This is a genomic window from Streptomyces racemochromogenes, assembly GCF_039535215.1.
In the GTDB taxonomy this organism is placed as follows: domain Bacteria; phylum Actinomycetota; class Actinomycetes; order Streptomycetales; family Streptomycetaceae; genus Streptomyces; species Streptomyces racemochromogenes.
The window spans coordinates 4,046,190-4,066,620 of sequence record NZ_BAAAWT010000001.1 but is presented as its reverse complement, the minus strand read 5'-3'; the positions used below and the strand labels follow the sequence as shown (position 1 = coordinate 4,066,620).

20 protein-coding genes are annotated in these 20,431 nt (G+C 74.2%); 7 read left to right on the top strand and 13 right to left on the bottom strand.

Going from position 1 to position 20,431, the window contains the following annotated elements:
* Positions 1 to 124 precede the first annotated feature (124 nt).
* On the bottom strand, positions 125 to 1,576 hold the full coding sequence (locus ABD973_RS18915; protein WP_345501048.1) for a carboxylate--amine ligase: 1,452 nt from the start codon (positions 1,574 to 1,576) through the stop codon (positions 125 to 127).
* A 150-nt stretch (positions 1,577 to 1,726) separates the two neighbouring features.
* On the opposite strand from ABD973_RS18915, the gene ABD973_RS34775 reads away from it, so the two are divergent.
* Positions 1,727 to 3,382: a glycoside hydrolase family 26 protein gene (locus ABD973_RS34775; protein ID WP_386382309.1), complete on the top strand. Its 1,656-nt coding sequence runs from the start codon at positions 1,727 to 1,729 to the stop codon at positions 3,380 to 3,382.
* Positions 3,383 to 3,387: 5 nt separating this feature from the next.
* On the opposite strand, the gene ABD973_RS18905 is transcribed toward ABD973_RS34775, so the two are convergent.
* From ABD973_RS18905 to ABD973_RS18865, 9 genes are all read right to left on the bottom strand, one after another.
* On the bottom strand, positions 3,388 to 4,530 hold the full coding sequence (locus ABD973_RS18905) for a GNAT family N-acetyltransferase (protein ID WP_125821406.1): 1,143 nt from the start codon (positions 4,528 to 4,530) through the stop codon (positions 3,388 to 3,390).
* On the bottom strand, positions 4,527 to 5,216 hold the full coding sequence (locus ABD973_RS18900) for a YveK family protein (RefSeq protein WP_125603319.1): 690 nt from the start codon (positions 5,214 to 5,216) through the stop codon (positions 4,527 to 4,529). The genes ABD973_RS18905 and ABD973_RS18900 overlap by 4 nt, the downstream gene beginning before the upstream one ends.
* Positions 5,217 to 5,290: 74 nt before the next feature.
* The gene (locus tag ABD973_RS18895) at positions 5,291 to 6,553 is read right to left on the bottom strand and encodes a glycosyltransferase (RefSeq protein ID WP_125824031.1); all 1,263 of its coding nucleotides are present in this window, start codon (positions 6,551 to 6,553) and stop codon (positions 5,291 to 5,293) included.
* 59 nt (positions 6,554 to 6,612) lie between these two features.
* Positions 6,613 to 7,389 carry a polysaccharide deacetylase family protein gene (locus ABD973_RS18890; RefSeq protein ID WP_125821407.1) on the bottom strand — a complete coding sequence of 259 codons (777 nt, stop codon included), beginning with the start codon at positions 7,387 to 7,389 and terminating at the stop codon, positions 6,613 to 6,615.
* A complete protein-coding gene (gene murJ / locus ABD973_RS18885) occupies positions 7,379 to 9,100 on the bottom strand; it encodes a murein biosynthesis integral membrane protein MurJ (RefSeq protein WP_425586110.1) in 1,722 nt (573 codons plus the stop codon). Before murJ ends, ABD973_RS18890 begins: the two co-directional genes overlap by 11 nt.
* 254 nt (positions 9,101 to 9,354) lie before the next feature.
* Positions 9,355 to 10,743, bottom strand: coding sequence for an O-antigen ligase family protein (locus tag ABD973_RS18880; protein ID WP_386382343.1), 1,389 nt, complete (start codon positions 10,741 to 10,743; stop codon positions 9,355 to 9,357).
* On the bottom strand, positions 10,740 to 12,266 hold the full coding sequence (locus ABD973_RS18875) for a sugar transferase (protein WP_386382304.1): 1,527 nt from the start codon (positions 12,264 to 12,266) through the stop codon (positions 10,740 to 10,742). The genes ABD973_RS18880 and ABD973_RS18875 overlap by 4 nt, the downstream gene beginning before the upstream one ends.
* Positions 12,263 to 13,453 carry a glycosyltransferase family 4 protein gene (locus tag ABD973_RS18870; protein WP_125824035.1) on the bottom strand — a complete coding sequence of 397 codons (1,191 nt, stop codon included), beginning with the start codon at positions 13,451 to 13,453 and terminating at the stop codon, positions 12,263 to 12,265. Before ABD973_RS18870 ends, ABD973_RS18875 begins: the two co-directional genes overlap by 4 nt.
* A 46-nt stretch (positions 13,454 to 13,499) precedes the next feature.
* The gene (locus ABD973_RS18865) at positions 13,500 to 14,675 is read right to left on the bottom strand and encodes a DUF3344 domain-containing protein (protein ID WP_125821408.1); all 1,176 of its coding nucleotides are present in this window, start codon (positions 14,673 to 14,675) and stop codon (positions 13,500 to 13,502) included.
* Between the two features lie 103 nt (positions 14,676 to 14,778).
* On the opposite strand from ABD973_RS18865, the gene ABD973_RS18860 reads away from it, so the two are divergent.
* The 5 genes from ABD973_RS18860 (at position 14,779) to ABD973_RS18840 (ending at position 17,971) form a co-directional block, all read left to right on the top strand.
* On the top strand, positions 14,779 to 15,027 hold the full coding sequence (locus ABD973_RS18860) for a chaplin (RefSeq protein ID WP_125821409.1): 249 nt from the start codon (positions 14,779 to 14,781) through the stop codon (positions 15,025 to 15,027).
* Positions 15,028 to 15,145: 118 nt separating this feature from the next.
* Entirely contained in the window at positions 15,146 to 15,556 is a 411-nt protein-coding gene (locus tag ABD973_RS18855) for a rodlin (RefSeq protein WP_125603605.1), read from the top strand.
* A gap of 279 nt (positions 15,557 to 15,835) precedes the next feature.
* The gene (locus ABD973_RS18850; RefSeq protein ID WP_125819553.1) at positions 15,836 to 16,069 is read left to right on the top strand and encodes a chaplin; all 234 of its coding nucleotides are present in this window, start codon (positions 15,836 to 15,838) and stop codon (positions 16,067 to 16,069) included.
* Between the two features lie 125 nt (positions 16,070 to 16,194).
* Positions 16,195 to 17,427, top strand: coding sequence for a chaplin (locus ABD973_RS18845; protein ID WP_345501040.1), 1,233 nt, complete (start codon positions 16,195 to 16,197; stop codon positions 17,425 to 17,427).
* 199 nt (positions 17,428 to 17,626) lie between these two features.
* Positions 17,627 to 17,971: a hypothetical protein gene (locus ABD973_RS18840; protein WP_125821411.1), complete on the top strand. Its 345-nt coding sequence runs from the start codon at positions 17,627 to 17,629 to the stop codon at positions 17,969 to 17,971.
* Positions 17,972 to 18,049: 78 nt separating this feature from the next.
* Here the strand turns inward: ABD973_RS18840 and ABD973_RS18835 are convergent, their stop codons facing one another.
* Together ABD973_RS18835 and ABD973_RS18830 are read right to left on the bottom strand one after the other, a co-directional pair.
* A complete protein-coding gene (locus ABD973_RS18835) occupies positions 18,050 to 18,292 on the bottom strand; it encodes a chaplin (protein ID WP_125605056.1) in 243 nt (80 codons plus the stop codon).
* Between the two features lie 166 nt (positions 18,293 to 18,458).
* Positions 18,459 to 18,953, bottom strand: a complete 495-nt coding sequence (locus tag ABD973_RS18830; RefSeq protein WP_125821412.1) for a hypothetical protein — start codon at positions 18,951 to 18,953, stop codon at positions 18,459 to 18,461.
* 281 nt (positions 18,954 to 19,234) lie between these two features.
* Here ABD973_RS18830 and ABD973_RS18825 point away from each other — a divergent pair, with 281 nt between their 5' ends.
* Complete coding sequence (locus ABD973_RS18825; RefSeq protein ID WP_125821413.1) at positions 19,235 to 19,636, top strand: rodlin; 402 nt, start codon at positions 19,235 to 19,237, stop codon at positions 19,634 to 19,636.
* A gap of 138 nt (positions 19,637 to 19,774) precedes the next feature.
* Here ABD973_RS18825 and ABD973_RS18820 read toward each other — a convergent pair whose 3' ends face one another.
* Complete coding sequence (locus ABD973_RS18820) at positions 19,775 to 20,413, bottom strand: vitamin K epoxide reductase family protein (RefSeq protein WP_125821414.1); 639 nt, start codon at positions 20,411 to 20,413, stop codon at positions 19,775 to 19,777.
* Between the last annotated feature and the right edge of the window lie 18 nt (positions 20,414 to 20,431).

Genomic DNA, 20,431 nt, shown 5'->3' with positions numbered 1-20,431 from the left:
ACATGTCACGGCGTCACCGCACCACTGCCTCACGCCCGCCACGCGGAGCCACCACATCTCCCGGCGTCCCCGCGTCCCGCCGAGTCACGAGGTCACCCCGTCACCCCGTCACCCCGTCACCCCGTCACCGGCTCACCAGCTCGTCCGGCTCCGCCGAAGCCCCCGGCGGGGCCTGGCCCGCGGCCGGTCCCGGCGGCTGGGACCGCGGCCACGACCGTTCGCCGCCGCGCTGGCGCGGCGCCCGCACCGCGCGGACCGTACGCCGCCCCTGCGCGGGGACGCCCCGCAGGGCGCGGGCCCCCTTGCCGAAGCCGCGCCCCAGGAGCGCGCCCAGCATCGCCAGGAACGGCCACAGGTCGTCGAGGGCGAACCAGGCCGCCTCCACCCGCCCCCGCTCCCCGCGCGGCAGCACCCGCACCGGGCCGGGCCGCGCGTCGCGGCCCCGCTCCCCGCACGCGCTCCCCGCCGGGCCCGCCGCAGCGGGCGTGCCGGGGGCGCGGCGCGGCAGCGTGCGGCCCCGTACGGCGGCCAGCAGCGCGTAGTTCTCCGCGACGAAGACCCGCCCGGGCCCGCCCGCCGGAGCCGGCACCCGCTGGCCCGTCAGGTCCAGGTACACGGCCTGGACCACGTCCAGCCCCGAGTCGTCGGCGAACAGCCTGAACTGCGCGCCGGGCCGGGGATTGAAGTCCACCAGCCGGAACGTGCCGCACTCGTCCCGCCGGAAGTCGAGGTCCAGGATCCCCTGGTAGCCGAGCCGTTCGGCCAGCCGCAGCGCCGATTCCTCCACCGCCGGGTCCGGCAGCCAGCGCCCCACCGCCGTCAGCCCGGTCCGCACCGGCCAGGACAGCTCCTTGCGGCCCGAGCCGGCCAGCAGCGGCCGCCCGTCGCGGGCGAAGGCCCCGTGGAAGAACCAGTCGGTGTCCGGCCCGGCGGGCAGGAACCGCTGGAGCAGCAGCCGGCTCCCGGCCTCGGCGGAGCGTTCGTACAACCGGCGTGCGTCGGCGGCCGAGTTGACGAGGGTGGTGCTGCGCAGCCCGGCACCGGCCGGCAGCAGCCAGGGCCGGCTCCACTTCGCCACCACCGGCAGCCCCAGCCGCCACGCGGCGCGCGCCGCCTCGGGTCCGCTCGCCGGGATCACGGTCTCCGGGTGCGGGACGCCCCAGCGGGCGCACAGCCGCGAGAGCTCCGCCTTGTCCGCCACCCGGGCGGGCAGGTCGTCGGGCTGATGGGGGATCCGGAAACGGTCCGTCAGCATCGGCGCGACCCGGGACACCGCGATCGCGCTCATGTCGTCCATCGCCACGAGCACCGCCGGCCGGCCGATCCGCTCCGACACGCCGACCAGGCACTCCAGCAGCGCCTCGGGCGCCTCCGGATCCAATCCGCCCTCAGGACCGGCGTGCACGGCGCGCAGATAGCGCGAACGCCCCACGGGACCTCCCCCGGCTTCGACGACGGCATGGACCTCCACGCCCTTGCGCCCCAGGGATCTGACGGCGCCGAGGGTTCCGTGGTGGAACGGATTCCGGTCGAGTCTGAGCAGAACAGCGGGCACATGGCCGTCGAACGCGTTCATGGGAACGGTGTCTTTCACCTAGTCGGACCAAGCGGAGAGGATGCGCACCTGCGAATGGGCTACCCAGCGGCCACCGGACAGGCCATTCGTCAGATCTGATGTCTAACGTCTTTTACAAGCACACCGGTTCGCGAAAGCTCGGGAGACGCCATGCCCAGACCACGCCACCGCCTGGTGAGCACCTGCGTCGGTACGGTCACGGCCGGGCTGCTCGCCACCGGCGCCGCGCTCGCCGCCCCGGACGACGAGCCCCCCAAGGGTTCCGACACCGCCATGGGCGCCTACCTCGGCTACGGGCCGCCCGGGGTCGCCCGCATCCCCTACCTGTCGCACTGGCTCGGCGGCAGGGAGATCCGGGTCGGGCACACCTATCTCCCCGGCGACCAGTGGCCGGGGATCGAGGGCGGCGTGAACTTCCTCGCCGACTGGGCCGAGTGGCGCCGGGCCGAGGACGACCGGATGTTCGTGCTCAACGTGCCGATGCAGGCCCGCAACGAGGACCGGGTGCCCGACTGGCAGGTGGTCCAGCTGATCCGGGCCGGCGCGGAGGGCCAGTACGACCGGCACTTCCGCAAGCTCGCCGAGCGGCTGGTGGCGCTGGGCGTCCCGGACACGGTGATCGTGCTCGGGTGGGAGATGAACGGCACCACGTACACCCACCGCTGCGGTCCCGACCCGGAGCACTGGAAGGCGTACTGGAAGCGCATCGTCAACACGATGCGCTCCGTCCCCGGGCAGCGGTTCAAGTTCGATTTCGCCCCCAACCGGGGGACGGACGCGATCGGCTGGACCAAGTGCTACCCGGGTGACGACGTGGTCGACGTCATCGGGATGGATTCGTACGACCAGGGGCCGGGCCGGACCTTCGACGAGCACGTCCGCCAGCCGTACGGGCTCCAGCAGCACGTCGACTTCGCGAAGGCACACGGCAAGCAGATCTCGTACCCGGAGTGGGGGCTGTTCCGGAACGGGGACAATCCGGAGTACATCCGGCAGATGCTGAAGTGGATCGACCAGCACAAGCCGCTCTACCACACCATCACGGACTACTGCCCGCACGGTGTCTGGCGGTGCAAGCAGAACCCGCAGTCGGCGAAGGTCTTCCGCGAGGCGCTGGGCGAGCAGAAGCCGTCCGAGCCGACCCCGCAGGTCCCGACGCCGCCCGTGGTCCCGACGCCCCCGGTGGTGCCGACTCCGCCGGTGGTCCCCAAGCCGGACCTCCCGACGCCCCAGGTCCCGACGCCGCATTTCCCGACCCCACAAGTCCCGAAGCCGGAGGCTCCCAAACCGGACGCCCCCAAGCCCGAGCTCCCGAAGCCGGAGGCCCCCAAGCCCGAGCTCCCGAAGCCCGAGCTCCCGAAGCCCGAGGCCCCCAAGCCGGAGGCCCCCAAGCCGGAACTCCCGAAGCCCGAGGCCCCCAAGCCCGACGTGCCCGCGCCGGTGGACCCCGCGCCCGTCGACCCGGCGCCGGCTCCCGTCGAGCCCCCGCCGGCCGTCCCGGAACCGGTGCCCGTCACCCCGTCGCCGGACATCACCGTCCCGCCCCCGCTCCCGCCCGAACCGGCCCCCTCGGTGCCCGCACCCCCCGTGCTGTCCCCGAGCCCCCTCGCACCCCGGCCCCAGCCGACGCAGCCGACCACGCCCAAGCCCACGCCCCGGCCCGAACCGAAGCCCCAGCCCAACGACAGCAGGCAGTGGTGCCTCCCGCTCGACTTCGGCGAGTGGCTGAACAGCCTCCTCGGCGGTCACCAGTCCGTCTGCTTCCGCTTCGACTGGGGCAAGGACTCCGGCTTCTGGCCGTTCTAGACGGGTCATCGGACCCGCAGCTCGTTCAGCCGCGCCCGCCAGTCCCGGGCGGCCGGCAGCGCCTCGCGCAGCGCGTCCACCGCCCGCTCGCGCCCCGTGATCTGCGACTCGTACAGCCGCAGCAGGGGCGCGAGCGCGTGCGTGGCCAGCAGCAGGCGCTGGTTGACCACCGTCTCGGGCCGCCAGTGGTTCTTGTACGGCTCGTTGCCACGCAGGAAGCTCACCACCGGCCGGCCCTCCTGAAGGGCCCGGCCGGCCTCGTAGCGCAGCAGCAGCGTCGCCACGTCCACCTTCCGCTCGCGCAGGTCCGGGTCGGCCCCGTACAGGTAGCCGCCGCTCAGCGCCGCCGACAGCAGCGTCACGTTGGCGGCCACCACCTTCCCGTCCAGCCGGAACTCGGTGAGCCGGCCCTCCCCCGCCCGCACCATCCGCCGGGTGGCCCGGGTCAGGTGCTCGGCGAAGCGCGGCCGCAGGTGCTCGGGGGTCACCCCGCGCCCCCGCCACTGCTTCTCGTGGAGCCGCAGCAGGGTGCGCACGGCCTGCGGCACCTCCCGCTCCGTGACCTCGTGCTCCTCGATCCCGGCGGCGTCGGTCTTGCGCAGCTTGGCCCGTACGCGCTGCGCGCCGGAGGCCGGCATCCGCTTGACGAGCTGGTCGAAGGGGAGCGCGGGCAGCTCCATGCAGGTGGAGTCGGCGACCTTGGCGCCGACCCCGGGCCACGCCTCGTACAGCGCCTCCGCGGCGGCCCCGGGGCGGACCTCGCGCAGGTCGACGACGGCGGAGCGGGCGGCCCGGTGCAGCCCGTTGGCCAGGGCCGGGACGACCTGGCCGGCGTACTCGGCGGCGACGAGCACGTCGAAGTAGTCGGTGATGGGCCCGCCGAGCGGCACCAGCCGCGGCAGCGGCCGGTGTACGAGCATCAGCGCGGCCGCGCCGACGAGCTCCTCGCCGCGCCGCACGAGCAGGACCCGGAGCCGGCCGTCCTTCCCGTACGACAGCCACCAGGAGTGCAGCCAGGCGTGGCTCTGGAAGGGGGTGGCGGTGGGGCAGTTCCGGACGAGCCGGTTCCAGGACTCCTCCAGCGCGGCGAACTGCCGGGAGTCTCGGCACAGCGTCACCGTCAGGGCCCCGGTGGAGCCCCGCGTCATCGCACGGACTCCTTCTCCTTGGTCTCGGTGTGCTCGCCCTGGGCGGGCAGCGAGGCGTACTCCTCCGCCACCGGCCGGCCCGTCCCGCGCTCCTTGCGGCGGGCCGGGCGGGCCAGCAGCCACAGCCCGCCGAGGAGCCCGCCGGCGCACAGTCCGACGGCTCCGCTGATGGCGGCCGACGGGGAGGCCGGGTCGCTGGGCGCGACGGCCTGGTTGAACAGCAGCAGTTGCACGCCGGTGTTCTTCGCGGCCTGGTTGCTGCTCAGCGAGAGGGCGTCGGCGACGGCGTTGGCGACGTCGGCGGCCTCGGAGGGGCTCTTGGAGGTGCCGGTGATGGCGATCATCGGGGAGTCTGGGGAGGTCTCGGCGCGGACCTGGGTGCGCAGCCGCTGGGCGCTGATGCCGGCGCGGGGCTGGGCGTAGGCGAGGGTGGAGCTGCTGGTCGCGATCCGGCCGTAGGCCTGGGCGAAGCCGAGGGCGGTGGCCGGCTCGGTGGTCTCGTTCGGTACGGCGACGACGTAGCTGGTGGCGGCGTACTCGGGGGCCTTGAGCACCCCGTACGCGCCGCCCGCGGCCAGTCCGAGCAGGGCGCAGGCGGGCAGCGGCCACCAGGCGGGCGGCGGCAGGAGCCGGCGCTTGCGCTCGGAGCGGTGGTCGGACTTCTTCTGGTCGGGGGTGTCGGCCATGTGCGGTGCCTTCCTGGGTGGAGGGGGGTTGGTGCGGTCCCGGCCGTTCCCCCGGCCGGGGTGGAGCGAGGGGGTCAGCCGTCCCCGCCGGGTTCGGCGAGGGCCGGCCCCGCCTGGGAGGCCGCGGCCGTCGGGCCGGGAACGGCCGGGCCGGATCCCGTCGGGCCGGGCGGGGCGGGTGTTGCGCCGGGCCCGGGCACCGGTGTCTGCCGCTCCCCCGGCGCGGACAGCGCGAGGGCGTACACGTCCAGCAGTTGCGCGGCGGTGCGCGTAATGTCGTACCGGCGTACCACCGGGGGCGGCGGGAGCCGGCGCGCGCCCGCTTCCATGTGCCCGCGCAGCGCGGCGACCAGTTCCTCGGTGCCGGAGCCGATCCGCCGCGCCCCCGGGGCCTGCACGGCGGGGAGGTCGTCGATGGCGGGGCAGGTCACGTGCAGCACGGGCAGCCCGGCGGCCAGCGCCTCGACGACGGCGAGCCCGAACGCCTCCTCCCGCGACGGGGAGACGAACACGTCCATGGCGGCCAGCAGGGCGGGGATCCCGGGGGTGCGCCCGTCGGGGCTGTCGCCGAGCGGGTCGCGCTCGCCGAGCAGGTGGATCCGGCTCTGGGCGCCCAGTTCGGCGGCGAGCAGCCGCAGCGCGGCCCGTTCGGGGCCGTCCCCGGCCAGCAGCAGGTGCGCGCCGGGGAGTGCGGCGACGGCCCGGACGAGTACGTCGAACCGCTTGCCCGGCACCAGCCGCCCCACCCCGCCCACCACGAAGGCGCGTTCGGGCAGCCCGGTCCGGGTCCGGGCGGCGCGGCGTACGCCCTCGTCGAAGCGGAAGCGGGCGGCCTCGATCCCGTTCGGGACCACGTGCACCCGGGCGGCGGGCACGCCCCACCCCTCCAGCCGGGCGGCGACGGTCCCGGACACGGCGACGGTGGCCGCGCCGAGCCGCTCGCTCGCCAGGTACAGGGCGCGCACCCCGCCGGTGAGCGGCCGGCCCTCGATCTCGCCCTCGCCGAGGGAGTGCTCGGTGGCCACGGTGGCCGGGACGCCGGCGAGCCGGGCCGCGAGGCGCCCGTAGACGCAGGCCCGGTAGAGGTGGGTGTGGACGAGGTCGTAGCGGCCGCGGCGGATGAACCGGACCAGCTTCGGCAGGGCGCCGAGGTCGCGGTTGCCGCGCATGCCCAGGTGCACGACGCGGACCCCGTCGGCGCGCAGCCCGTCGGCGACGGGTCCGGGGTTGGTCAGCGTCAGCACGTCGCAGGGCATCGGCATGTGCCGCAGCAGCAGCCGCAGTTGCTGCTCGGCGCCGCCGACGCCCAGGCCGGTGATCACGTGCAGGGCCCTCAGGCCCTTGAGGTCCTCGGCGCCGCCCAGGTCCTTGACGCCCTTGACGCCCCTGACGCCCTTCACCGCAGCACCCGCCCGCGCAGCTCCCGCACCTGGTGCCGCAGCCGCTTGACGCGCAGCCGTGCGGCTCCGTCGGCCTGGCTGACGTGGGTGCGGGGCAGGGCGTGGCGGCCGGTGAGCCGGCCGGGGGAGATCGCGCAGGCGTAGTCGTAGCCGGCGGCGCGGGAGGCTTCGACGACCCGGGCGTCGAGGTGCCCGTACGGGTAGCAGAAGCCGTCGGGGAGGGTGCCGGTCAGCTCGCGGATCAGCTCGCGGCTGCCGCGCAGCTCCTGCTGGAGTACGTCGTCGGGGGCGGCGGTGAGGTCCTGGTGGAGCAGGCCGTGGGAGCCGATCTCCTGGCCGGCGGCGGCGACTTCGCGGATCTGCTCGGCGGTGAGGAGGGGCTTGCGGGGGCCCAGCGGGTCCCAGACGTTGTCGACGCCGAGCCGGCCGGGCAGCACGAACAGGGTGGCCGTGCAGTCGTGCCGGCGCAGCAGGGGCAGGGCGCGGGTCAGGAAGTCGGTGTAGCCGTCGTCGAAGGTGAGGCCGACGAGGCCGCGGCCGCGTCCGGCGGCGCGGGCCCGCAGCAGTTCGCCGACGCCGACGCCGCGCAGCCCGCGGGCGCGCAGCCACAGCAGCTGGGCCTCCAGGGCGGCGGGGGTGACGGTGATCCCGTACGGGTCCTCGGCGGGGTCGGTGAACTCGGTGACCGAGTGGTACATCAGGACCCACGGGGCCGGGCTCCGGCGGGCGGGGCCCGTCACGGCGGCGGGGGCCGTGTCGGTGTCAGCGGGCATTGCGGAACCTCTGGGTGAGCTGGGTGATCCGGTTGGCGGTGTGGGTGCCGAGCTGGGCGATCTGGCCGGGCAGGGCGGTGATCTCCAGCGCCCGTATGGCCATTCCGGTGGCTCCGAACATGGCGGGGACGAGCAGGCAGCCGAGGGCGGCGCTGACGAGCGGGTCGGCGATCATCGGGCCGGCGAGCCAGCCGGTGCCGCAGGCGGCGGCGGCCGCGACGGCGAGCCGGCCGATGCTGACGGCGACGCGGCGGACCTGGATGGCGATGATGCGGGAGCCGAGGCCGGTCAGGAGCAGCGCGGCGGCGGTGGAGATGCCGGCGGCGTTGGCCGCGGCGATGCCGTAGGTGCCCCACCAGCCGACGGCGAGGGCTCCGGCGACGATGTTGACGAGGAGTCCGGCGGCCATCGCGAGCGCCGGGAACCAGGTCGGGCGGGCGGTCGAGAAGAAGGGCCGGGACAGGGCGCCGACGAGGCAGTGGCCGAGCAGGCCGGCTCCGTAGACCCGCATCGCGGAGGCGGTGGCGAGGGTGTCCTGGTGGGTGAAGGCGCCGCGTTCGAAGAGCACCTGGATGATCTGCGGGGCGTAGCCGATGACCAGGGCGGTGCCCATGAGGACGGCGAGGGAGGCCAGCGCCAGGTCCTGCTCCACCCGCCGGGCCTTCTCGCGTTCCCCGCCGGCCATGGCCTGGGCGACGACGGGGAAGGTGACGGTGCAGATCATCAGGGACAGCACCATCGGCATCTGCGCGACCTTCTGCGCGTAGTTGAGGTGCGAGATGGCGCCGGGCGGGAGGGAGGCGGCGAGGAAGCGTTCGACGAGTACCTGCGACTGCCGGAAGACGGCGAAGAAGATGACGGGGGCGATGACCCCGAAGGCGATGAGGGTGGGCCGGTCGCGGTCGCGCTGGCTGCGCGGGGCGCCCTTGGCGCGGCTGGGGGCGAAGCCGACGTTGCGGATGAAGGCGGGGAGCTGGACGAGGACCATCAGCAGCCCGCCGGCGGCGACTCCGGCGGCGGCCGCCCGGACGCCCCACAGGGTGTGGAGGGCGACCATGGTGCCGATGATGCCGACGTTGTAGGAGACGTAGATCGCGGCGGGCGGCAGGAACGAGCGGTGGGCGCGCAGGGCGGCGCTGAAGTACCCGGCGATGCCGAAGGTGATGACGGTGAGGGCGGTCATCCGGGTGCACTGGACGGCGAGTTCGGGGTCGGGCAGGCCGGGTGCGAGGACGCCGACGACGAGCGGTGCGGCGACGATGAGGACGGAGGCCACGGCGGCGAGGAACACGGCGAGCCGGGGCAGGGTCGCGCCGACGAGGAGCCGTACGGGGTCGGCGGCGCGGGCTTCGCGGCGGGTGAGGCCGGCGCGGCTGGCGGCTCGGCGGGCGAGGGCGTGGCTGAAGGCGGGGACCATCAGCAGGGCCATGGCGTCCTCGATGAGGAGCGTCGAGGCCATCTCGGGGACGGTCCAGGAGATGAGGAAGGCGTCGCTGTCGTGGCCGGCGCCGAAGAGGTGCGCGATGGTCTGGTCGCGTACGAGTCCGAACACGGCTCCGGCGGCGGTCAGTCCGGCGGTGACGGCGGCGGCCTTGGCGAGGAACCGGCCGAGGGGCGCGGTGCCGCCGCCGCTCTCACCGGTGCCGCCCGTGCCGGGCCGCGCGTCCCCGCGCACGCCGGCCCGCCCGGCCCGCCGTACTCCGTCAGGCACCGCGCCCGCTCCTTGGCCGCGCACCGCGCCCTGTTCGGCCGGGGTGCCGGCCCGGCGCGGGCCGTCGTATCCCGGTGCCGCCGCGGGCGGGCCCGCAGGGGTTCCGGGATCCGGCGCGCCCGGGCCGGGGGCCGGGTCCGGGGTGGTGCGGCCGCGGCCGGCCGGGGGGACGGCCGGGGCGGTACCCGCGGAGCCCGCGGCCGCGGCGACTTCGGTCGCCGCGGCCGCGGGCCGCCGCCAGGGAGTCGTGTCGGTCACCGGCCGGCCGGTCCCTCGGCGGCCAGCGGGCCGCTCCCGGGCGCGGAGCCGGTGTCCGTGGCGAACCCCGGGGAGGGCAGGGCCCACCACGCCGCGAGTCCGATGATCACGCCGGTCAGCACGGTGGAGGGCCCGCCGATGTCCGCGTACAGGAAGTCGGTCAGCTGCCACACGAACAGCCCGGTCGCGATCAGCCCGCAGTCCCGCACGGCCCGGTCGGTGCCCACCGCGCACCGCCGCAGCCCGGCGACCAGCAGCGCGGCCCAGCCGCCCGCCAGCGCGAGCAGGCCGATCAGGCCCTGCTCGCTGAGGATGAGGAGGTACATGTTGTGCGGGGACAGCAGCGGCTGCTTGATGAAGGCCTGGCCGGCGCCGGCGGTGTCGCTGCCGGAGGACAGCCCCAGCGAGGAGTGGCCGTCGCGGTGCGCGGGGAAGCCCTTGAGGCCCACCCCCGCCACCGGGCGTTCCCGCCACATCGACTCGGCGGCGGCCCACATGGTGTAGCGGTCGGTCACGGACTGGTCGGGGGCGCTGGAAACCTGGGTGATGGAGGTGAGCCGCTCGGCGACCATCTCGGAGCCGACGCCGAGCCCGCCGACGAGGACGACGCCCAGCGCGGCCAGCGCGACGAGCACCCGCAGGGCCCGCCGGATCCCGGCCATGGCCATGACCAGCACCGCCGCCCCGAGGGTGGCGATCCAGGCACCGCGGCTGAAGGACAGCACCAGCGGCACCACCAGTACGAGGGCGCAGGCCCCGGCGGTGCGGCGGATCCGCCGGGGCAGTCCCGGGGCGAGCGCGGCGGCGGTGGCGACGACGAGGCCGTACGCGACGACGGTGGCCATGCCCATCACGTCGCCGGGGCCGAAGGTCCCCACGGCGCGGACGTTGGCGCCCTGGTACGAGGCGCCGGTCTGGGTGGCGTACTGGACGACGCCCACGGCTCCCTGGACCAGGGCCAGGACGACGAAGCAGCCGGCGGCGATCCGGAACTCGCGGGCGTCGCGCACCAGCAGCACCACGGCCGCCGGGACGAGTACGAAGACCTGGAGGTAGCGCACGAAGCCGGGGAGGGCGGCGTACGGGTCGCCGGCAGTCATCGTGGACACCGCGAGCCCGACGCCGGGGGCGCCGAGCACGAGCACGCCGAGCGGGCTCAGGGTCCGCACCCGGCCGCGCAGGGCCTGGATCCCGCAGACGAGGACGAGCAGCAGCGAGGCGGCGTCGGCCGGGCCGACCTTGCCGGAGGCGGTCGCGTCGCCGGCGGGGAGCGGGGCGAGGAGGAACAGGACGGTCGCGGCGAGGGGCAGCAGCGGCCAGTGGCGGCGCAGCGCGCCCGTGTCGAGGGCGCGTACCGGGGCGGTCGCGGTGAGGGTCATGCTCAGCTCCCTCCCAGCCGGAAGCGGAAGAAGGAGGCGGCGGTGCGGGCCAGGATCCACAGGTCCTGCCACAGCGACCAGGTGTCGATGTAGTGGTTGTCGAAGCGGGCCCGGTCCTCGATGGAGGTGTCGCCGCGCAGTCCGTTGATCTGGGCGAGGCCGGTGATGCCGACGGGCATCCGGTGGCGTGCCTCGTAGCCGGGGTGGACGGTGCTGAACTTGGCGACGAAGAACGGCCGTTCGGGGCGCGGGCCGACGAGGCTCATGTCACCGCGTACGACGTTCCACAGCTGGGGGAGCTCGTCCAGCGAGGACTTGCGCAGGAAGGAGCCGACGCAGCTCATGCGGCGGTCGCCGGCGACGGTCCAGCGGGTGGCGGACTCGTGCTCGTCGGCGCGCAGGGTGCGGAACTTCAGCAGGGTGAAGGGGCGTCCGTAGAGGCCGACCCGCTCCTGCCGGAAGATCACCCCGGGTCCGTCGGAGAGCCGGACGGCGAGGGCGCAGAGGCCCATGACGGGGGCGGCGGCGAGGAGGGCGAGGGCGGCGAGGCAGGAGTCGATGGCCCGCTTCGCGGCGCGTTCCAGGGGCCGCGAGGGGCGCGGCAGCAGCGGCTGTACGGCGTATCCCCACAGCTGGTCGGCGGGCTGCGCGACGCGCATGCCGGTGACCTTGGCGGTCCCGGCGGGGTCGGCGAGCCAGAGCCGGCAGCCGTGGTCGTGGAAGAGCCGGACCAGGGAGGCGGTGCGTTCGTCGGCCTCGGGGGGACAGGTGAAGACGGCGTGCCGGACGGTGTTCTGGATGACGGCGCGGCGTACGTCCTCGTGGGTGGCGAGGACGGGGAGCTGGCCGGGCTCCCCGCCGGCGGGGGCGGCGGTGTCGGCGATCCCGACGGGGCGCAGTCCGTACTCGGGGCGGCCGTGCAGGGCGGCGGCGACGGCGCCGGTGCCCTCGCCGGGGCCGACGACGAGCGCCGAGACGGGCCGTCGTACGGCGGCGCGGCGGCGGAGCTGGTTGACGAACCCGCGTCCCGCGCAGGCCAGTACGACCTGGAGGCCGATGGCGCCGAGGAGCGCGCTCCAGGCGAGGGCGCGCTGGGGTGCGGCGGCGGCGAGGAGGGCGGCGGCCCCGGCCCAGAGCACGGCGGCGCGTCCGGCGAGGGCGGGCAGTTCGCGCAGTGCGGAGGGGGCGAGGCGGGGCCGGTAGAGGCCGGCCTGTGCGTGCAGGGCGGTGAGGAGGGCGGCGGCGGGCAGGACGGCTTCGGGGGGCAGGGTGCCGGCGGGCAGGGTGGTCGCGGTGACGGCGGCGGCGAGCGCGTCGGCGGTCAGCAGCGCGGTGACGCCTTCGTGGCGGCGGGCCCGCTGCGGCCGGACGGCGGCGCGGGCCCGGTCGGCGCGGGGTCCGCGCGGGGGGTGGATGGCGGTCACGGCACGGCGGGCTTCGGCGGGAGCCGCGGGGGCGAAGGCGCTGCCGCCGGCGTGCCCCGTGCCGCCCTGCCCGGTGTGCCGGGCGGGTGCGCTGTCCATCGTCATCGGCTGATGCGCTCCTGGTTCAAGGGCCGGGGCCTGCCCAGCAGTTCGTGGTACAGGCCGGTGACCGCGTCCGTGGTCCGCCGCACGTCGAACTCGGTCCGGGCGTGTTGCTGGGCCTGCTCCCCGAGTTCGGTGAGCAGCCGCGGTTCGGCGAGCAGCCGTCCCAGGGCCTTGGCCAGTGCCGTCGGGTCCTCCGGCGGTACCAGGCAGAGCCGTCCCTGGCCTGGCGGCAGGCTCTCCCGGGCACCGCTGACGTCGGAGACCAGGACCGGGCGGCCGCAGGCCATGGCTTCGAGCGGGGCGAGCGCCATGCCTTCCCACCGCGACGGCAGTACAACGAGATCGGCGGCGCGAAGCCACGGTCGGATGTCGGCGGCGGCCCCGGCGAAGTGGACGCCGGGGGGTGCGGTGCGGCGCAGCCGTTCGGCGTCGGGGCCGTCGCCGACGAGGGCGAGGCGGGCGTCGGGGACGGCGCCGAGGACTTCCGGCCAGGCGCGCAGCAGGACGTCCTGGCCCTTCTGGGGGCAGAGCCGGCCGATGCAGACGGCGAGGGGTCCGCCGTCGGGCAGCCGCAGTGCGGTGCGGGCTTCGGCGCGGCCGCCGTCGCGGCCGCGGGCGGGGTGGAAGCGGGTGAGGTCGACGCCGTTGCGGATCACGGCCCAGCGGGCGGTGATCCCTTCGGACTCGCCGGCCCGGCGTTCGGCCTCGCTGACGCAGAGCACCCGGTCGGCCCAGCGGGCGCCGAGGCGTTCCCAGCGCAGCGCGAGGGCGGCGGTGGTGCCGCTGACGGCGTCGAAGGACCAGGCGTGGGGCTGGAAGACGGTCGGCAGGGAGCCGCGTACGGCGAGGCGTCCGGCGAGTCCGGCCTTGGCGCTGTGGGCGTGCAGCAGGTCGGGGCCGAGGCGCCCGACCAGCCGGGCGGCGCCGAGGACTTCGGCGGGCAGCCCGGGTCCGGGGGAGCGTCCGGCGCGCCAGGTGTGCACTTCGGCTCCGGCGTCGCGGGCGGCGTCGGCGAGCTGTCCGCCGCGCGGGCAGCCGACGAGGACGCGCAGGCCGGCGGCGGTCTGCGCCCGTGCGAGGTCGGCGACGACGCGGGCGACGCCTCCGTCGACGGGCTGGACGAGGTGGAGGACGGTGAAGGGGGAACCTGGAGCGGCCTGTGACGGGTCCGGCGAAGGGTCCGGCATCGGGTCCGGCGAGGGGTGGTTCGGCACGTGGAGTGGTCTCCTGCGTTCAGCGGCGCGCGTCTGTCTGAACGAAGAGCACACCGAGGAATTGACCTTGGCTTTCGCCCGCGAACTTGAAGCTCAGGCTGCGGGCGCCACCGGACAGGGCGGGACTCAGGTCGAACACGTCCGCGTCATATCCGAGATTATTCATATGTTCGGGCTGTCGCACGAACGAGGGACGTCCGAATTCCGTGATCGTGGAATTCATAACATCATTAAAAGGATTTTCTGAATCACTGACGTTGACCCGTCGGCCACTGTCGGCGGTCACGGTGAGTGAGTCCCCGAGGGCTCCCCGGTCCCCGTCGTAGGCGACCACCCCGGCCTTCCCGGACGCGCCGGGCGCCACGTCCAGGCCGGCGACCTCCACCGTCTCCCCCGCCGCCTCGCCGGCGCCGGCGGCCAGCGACTCGAAGCCGTCCCACACCGAGACCCGGCGCAGCGGCTCCTGCGGGTGCTCGTACGCGACGACCAGGGTCCAGCCGCCCCAGGCGCCCACCTCCGAGTGGCCCATGGCCACGTTGAGCTGGGCCACGGTCCACATCCCCGCCCCGCCCTTGCGCACCATCGGGGTGACGTCGGCCGAGGCCTGGTACGCGTCGCTGCCCTGGTCGGTGTGGTGCCCGATCACGGTGTCGGCCAGCACCGCCTTGTACGCGCCCCCGGGCTCGGCGACCAGCACCCGCCCGTTGTCCTCCGGCGGCTTCTGCTCCCCCACCCGCAGGTTCCCGCCCCAGTACAGGCGGGCGTACGAGACCTTCGCGCCCTGCGGGACCTTGAGCTCGGCCCGGGTGGAGTTGTAGGTGTCCGGGTCCTTGTCGACCTCGTCGTAGAACATCTCGAAGTCGCCGTTGACCCCCGCCGCGCCCTTCTTGACCTCGGCGCACGGCTCGGCCTGGTCGGTCTCCTCGCGGCGGCAGCTGATGGCGGAGTTGGAGGCCCTGACCAGCCCGCCGTGCTGGACGGCCTGGTAGCGCTGCGTGAAGGGCACCCGGGGCAATTCGCGCGCCCCGGCGGCCACCGCGGCACCCGCCTGGGGCAGGTGTGCGGAAAGTGTGAGGCAGGACAGCAGGCCGAGTGTGCCGAGGATTCTGCGGGAGGAACCCATGACCCTGTCTCCATTTTCGATCAAGGGGACAAAACAGGAGTGAACTTTGTCAGAAATCGGGCTGGAAATCACGTCGGACTCGCTCGTACGGCCTTTTGGGCGATAGCACGCACCCTCTCCGTGGGCGGGTCGTTATGCCGGTGCACCATCGTTCGAACCGAAAGGAAATACGGAGATGAAGAAGAGGCTGATGCGCGGCAGCACCGTGGCGGTCGCGGGCGCGGCGATGCTGATGGGCGGCGCGGGCCTCGCCTCCGCGCACGGCGGCGCCTCGGCGGACGGCGTCGCCGCGGGTTCCCCCGGTGTGGTGAGCGGCAACCTGGTCCAGGTCCCCGTGGACGTCCCGGTGAACGTCTGCGGCCTCACCGTCAACGTGATCGCGCTGCTGAACCCCACGTTCGGCAACACCTGCGTGAACGCCTGAACGTCAACCGCACCGCCCGAAACGGCGGCATCCGGGTGAAGCCACGCAACCCGAGCCGGGCCGAGGGCGTTGATCCGGGTGCTCCAGTACCGGGCAATCCTGCAAAAAAGGGACGATAATGATCAAGAAGTTTGCGGCCGGCGCAGCGGTTGCCGCCACCACCGTGGGCCTCGGCGCCGCCATGGCCCCGCAGGCGATGGCTGTCGGGAACGACAACGGCATCAACACCGTCAACGGCAACAACTCGGCGCAGATCTACGGCAACCAGGCCACCTACGGCAACATGAGCCCGCAGATGGCGCTGATCCAGGGCTCCTTCAACAAGCCCTGCATCGCCCTCCCGGCCAAGGTCAACGCGCAGTCGATCCTCGCGCTCATCAACGTCGGCGTCCAGGACATCCCGGTCCTGTCCAGCCCGCAGAACCAGCAGTGCACCGAGAACTCCACCCAGGCCAAGGGCGACGAGGCCCTCTCGCACATCCTGGACAACATCCCGATCCTCTCCGGCAACGTCTCCGCTGGCAGCTGATCGCGCAACACCCCGAGCGAGGCCGTCGCACCCCCGGGTCGCGGCGGCCTCGCCGCATGCCGGGGCCACGCAATTCCGGTCCCTTCCGATGCCCCCGATTAACGGTGGAAATTCACGGCGGGAGCGGTATTGATCGGGCCCGATCGGCTCGGATCGACCGCCTTGGGCATCGGAGTGAATTACGCGGGAACCCCGGGAAATTCCCGGTTTCTTTTCCCGGACCCACTCGTTGTTGTTTTTGCAGCGGATACACCTCTGCGGGAAGGATTGGAAAAGAAAATGAAGCACAAGAAGGCAGTGGTGCTGGCCGCCGGCGCGATGATGGCCGCCGGTGTCGCCTCCCCGGCCATGGCCGACGCGGGTGCCAGCGGGGTCGCGAAGGACTCCCCCGGCGTCCTCTCCGGCAACCTCGTGCAGGTTCCCGTGCACATCCCGGTGAACATCTGCGGCAACACCGCCCAGCTGGTCGGCCTCCTGAACCCGGCCTTCGGCAACACCTGCGTCAACGCCTGACGTAGCCCTCGGCCCGCGAGGGCGGGGCAGACCTCCTCGGGGTGGCCTCGGAGTGCACGGCGGTGCACTCCGAGGCCACCTTCGATTCAGTACCGGCCCACGCGCCGGTGGACAGGGAAGGACCCATGCGACAGGTACTGAGCCGACAGGTACTGGGCAAGGGGGTGCTCACCGCTGCGGCCGCATCGAGCCTGCTGTCGATCGCGACCGGCGCGGCCTGCGCGCATCCAGGGGCGATGGCCGAGGCCTCGCATTCGCCGGGTGTGCTGTCCGGCAACAGCGTCTCGGTACCGATCACGGTCACACCGAACCTGTGCGGCAACAGCGTGGACGGAGGTGCGGCCCTCAACCCCTCGATGGGGAACACCTGCGTCAGCTCCACCGGATCCCACGCCGGTGACGACGGCGGCCGCGACTACGAGCGGTACCTGAGCCCCGAGCACCGAGCGGCCTTCGAGCGCTACCTCGACGAGCAGCAGGGCGGCCGGCACGCGCTGCCCCGCCAGCGCCACGAGGAAGAGCGCCGGTACGAGGAACCCCGCGCGCACGCCCCCAAGCACGCCGCCCCGCGCCACGAGGCGCCCCGCCACGAGCTCCCCGCGCCGCCCCGCCACCACCAGGACGGCGGCGACGAGGGCGGCTACGGCGGGAACGGCTCCGGGGACAACGGCGAGGAGTGCGACGACCACCCGCCCCAGCAGCCCCCGCACGCGGAGCACCCGGCGCCCCACCCGGCACCGCACCCGGCACCGCACCCGGCACCACCCGCCCCGGCGCCGCAGCACCCGAAGCCCAAGCCGGAGCCCCGGCCCGCCCCCCATCCCGAGCCGAAGCACGGCCCCGTGGCGGAGCACCCGGCCCCCGCCCCGGCCCCGGTCCCCGCCCCGCAGCCGGCACCCCAGCCCGCTCCGGTGCCGGCTCCCCCGCCGCAGCCCGCCCCGGTCCCCGCGCCGGCGCCCGTCCAGGAGGTGCCGCAGCCCGAGGAGCAGCCCCACACCCTCCCCGCGCCCGTCCCGGCGGCCCCCGCCGCGGAGGTCCCGGCCCCGCGTCCGCCGCACGGCAGCCAGCCGCAGTGGCCCGCGCCCGCGCCGCTCCCCGTCCCGGAGGTCGTCCGCCCGGCGGACCAGCCCCCGGCGGCCCCGGCCGGCGACCTCCCGGTGCACCTGCCCCCGGCGTCCGCTCCCGCCCCGGCACCGGCCCCCGAAGCGGCCCCGCCGGCCCACGTCCCGGCTCCGGCCCGGGCGGCCGCTCCGGAGCTGGCGGCCACCGGAGCGGGCGAGGTCTCGGCGATGGCGGCCCTCGCCTCGGCCCTCATCCTCGGCGGCTCGATTCTGTACCGCAGGTCCCGTATCGGCTGAAACCGGCTGAGACCGACTGACCGGGAATACCGGTAATCAGAAGAAATGCAGGCCGGAGAATCCCCTCTCGGATTCTCCGGCCGCTTCCGTGCGCCCGGCCCCGCGTTTCCGCAGCGGCCGGTAATCGTTAGCCAGGTCGAAAGCGGCGCGAGGGTCGCCGCAGGCACCTCTGTCCACGAAGAGAAAAGGATTTTCGATAATGAAGCTTTCCAAGGCCGCCGCTGTCGTCGCCGGCTCCGTCGCCGCGCTCGGGGCGGCGGCCCCCGCCTTTGCGGCGGAGGCGCCCGCCGGTCCCCCCATGAGCCTGTCGGCCGGATGGAACACGGCGCTCAGCGCCGTCGAGCCCGTGGTCGCCTCGTCTCCCGAGACCGTGGGCATGGCACTCGCCGAGCAGGGTGAGACCGTGAGCAAGGTCGTCGGCGCCGCCGATGGCGTGAACAAGCTCCGCAACAACGCCCCCGGCGAGCTGCTGGGCCTGGCGAACGGGGCCACCAAGGTCTCCCCGCTGCTCGGGGGCGTACAGCTCAACGGCGGCCAGCACTGAGCTGCCCGGGAACGACTGTGGGCGCCCCCGGCGATGCCGGAGGCGCCCACAGTCGTGTGGTGCGGACTGACGCGTGCGTCAGTCGTTGATGCAGACGTTGCCGAACGCGGGGTTCAGCGCGCCGATGATGCTCACGGAGTTGCCGCACACGTTGATCGGAACGTGGACGGGGACCTGGACCAGGTTGCCCGAGAGGACACCGGGGGAGCCCACGGCCGCGCCCTCGGCGCCGGCGTCGGCGGAGGCGGCACCGGCGGCACCGGCGACGGCGAGACCAGCGGAGGCCAGGGCCACAGCGGCCTTCTTGGCAGCAGTGTTCATGGGAAGTGCACCTTCTCTTCGATGTCCTGCCCCGATCCGGGGCTCACAGGAAGCGAAACGGTCCAGCTTCCCCGACGACACGGCCACGACCCGAAGTGAACCCGAACCAGACCTGTTCAGCCCAATAGTCGTAACCATGCCGACGGCCTGACCCCGCCGTCACCGCCTAGCTGCGGACGGGAATGTCGGGGATGTCGGGCACATCCGGGATGTCGGGCAGTTCGGGGATCACCCCGGTGGCCGGCAGGGCCGGGGCTGCCGGAGTGGCCGGGATCGCCGGGACGGCCGGGATCGCCGGGAGGTTGACCGACGGGAGGCCCTCCGGGAGCTTGATCTCGGGGAGCTTGATCTCCGGCAGCTTGATCTCGGGGAGCTTCACCCCGCCCAGCAGGCCCGTGAGGGAGTTCAGCAGGTCTCCCAGGGTCTTGGTCAGGCCGGCGAGGAGGTCGTCGATCGGGCCTGCGGCGACCTGCTCGGGGACGGCCTGCCTGACCTCCTCCAGCCGGTCGATCCGCTCCTGCACGGCGGCGGCCCGCTCTTCGACGGCCGCCGCGGCGCCGCCGCCGTCGGCGGCCACCGCGGGGGCGGCCGCGCCGGACAGTATGACGACGGCGAGGGCCGACGGGACGAGGACGCGGAGGCGGGACGGCTTCGTGCGCATGGGGGCTTCCTTCGGGTGGTCGCGAAAGCGGACGGGAACAATCCGATTCCTCACCCACCGTGCGGATGCCGTCTACGGAGCGCAACACGATCTTGAGCGCGGGGGCGGCCACTGGGGGCTGCGTACGGGCTTCGCGCAGGCGTCCGCAGCCGTCTCACCCGGACCGGGGAAAACGCCGCCCCGAACGGGCCGATCGAGTGAAGGAGCGGAACCAACCCCGCGGAGGGCCGGTTGATCAGGGCGCTCCACAAGCGGGCACTCGTGCGACAAAAGGATCAATGATGCTCAAGAAGATCATGGCCGCCGCCGCGGTCACCGCCGCCGCCGTCGGCGCGGGCGCCGCTCCCGCCATGGCCATCGGCAACGACAACGGGATCAACACGGTCAACGGCAACGGTGCCCAGCAGATCTACGGCAACCAGAAGACCACCGGCGACATGAGCCCCCAGCTCGGCCTGGTCCAGGGCACCCTCAACAAGCCCTGCATCGGCCTGCCCGCGAAGGTCAACGCCCAGTCGCTCATCGCCGCGCTCAACATCGGCGTCCAGGACATCAACGTCCTGTCCAACCCGCAGAACCAGCAGTGCACCGAGAACTCCACCCAGGCCAAGGGTGACGAGCCGCTCTCCCACATCCTGAGCAACATCCCGGTCCTCTCCGGCAACGGCTCGATCGGCAGCTGACCTCCTCCGCTCGACCCCTTCCGGGCGGGGCGCGCACCGGCGCCCGTGGAGCGAAGTGACGCGGTGACGAAGTGACGAGGGCCCCGGCGGCGTCCAGCCGCCGGGGCCCTTGGTGCGCCTGCGCCCCGCGTCGCCGGCTCAGCCCGTCCAGAAGTCCCACCAGCGGGTCAGGACCAGCATCCCGATCACGCCGGTGTGCACGGCGGGCGGCGCCCAGGCGAAGTCGGTGAACAGCGCCCGCAGCGGGCCGGGCGCGGGCAGGTCGCCGGTGCGGACGTTGCGGGCGGTGACGGCCCAGAACATCAGCAGGGTCGCCACCCACGCGAGGCAGCACCACAGGCACAGGGCGTTGATCTCGTACAGCGACTGGACCATCAGCCAGGCGCAGAAGCCGGTGCCGAAGAGGGTCCCGGCGTTCAGTCCCAGCCAGAACCAGCGCCGGTGGCGGGCGCCGGCCAGCAGGCCCGCGCCGACGCAGACGACGACGGCGTAACCGGCCAGCCCGAGCATCGGGTTGGGGAAGCCGAAGGCGGAAGCCTGCTCGCTCTGCATGACGCTGCCGCAGGACACCACGGGGTTCAGACTGCAGGCGGGCTTGAAGTCCGGGTCCTCCAGCAGGAGGAACTTGTCCAGGGTGATCACCCAGGAGGCGAGCAGTCCGGCCGCCCCGGTGACCACCAGCAGCCAGGCCAGCCCCCGGGAGGCGCCCGGTTCGCCCTCGGGGCGGATGCGGGGGCGGCCCTGCTGGCGGGGGACGCCCACTGTGTTCGTTGCCATACCGCCCATGCTCCCGCG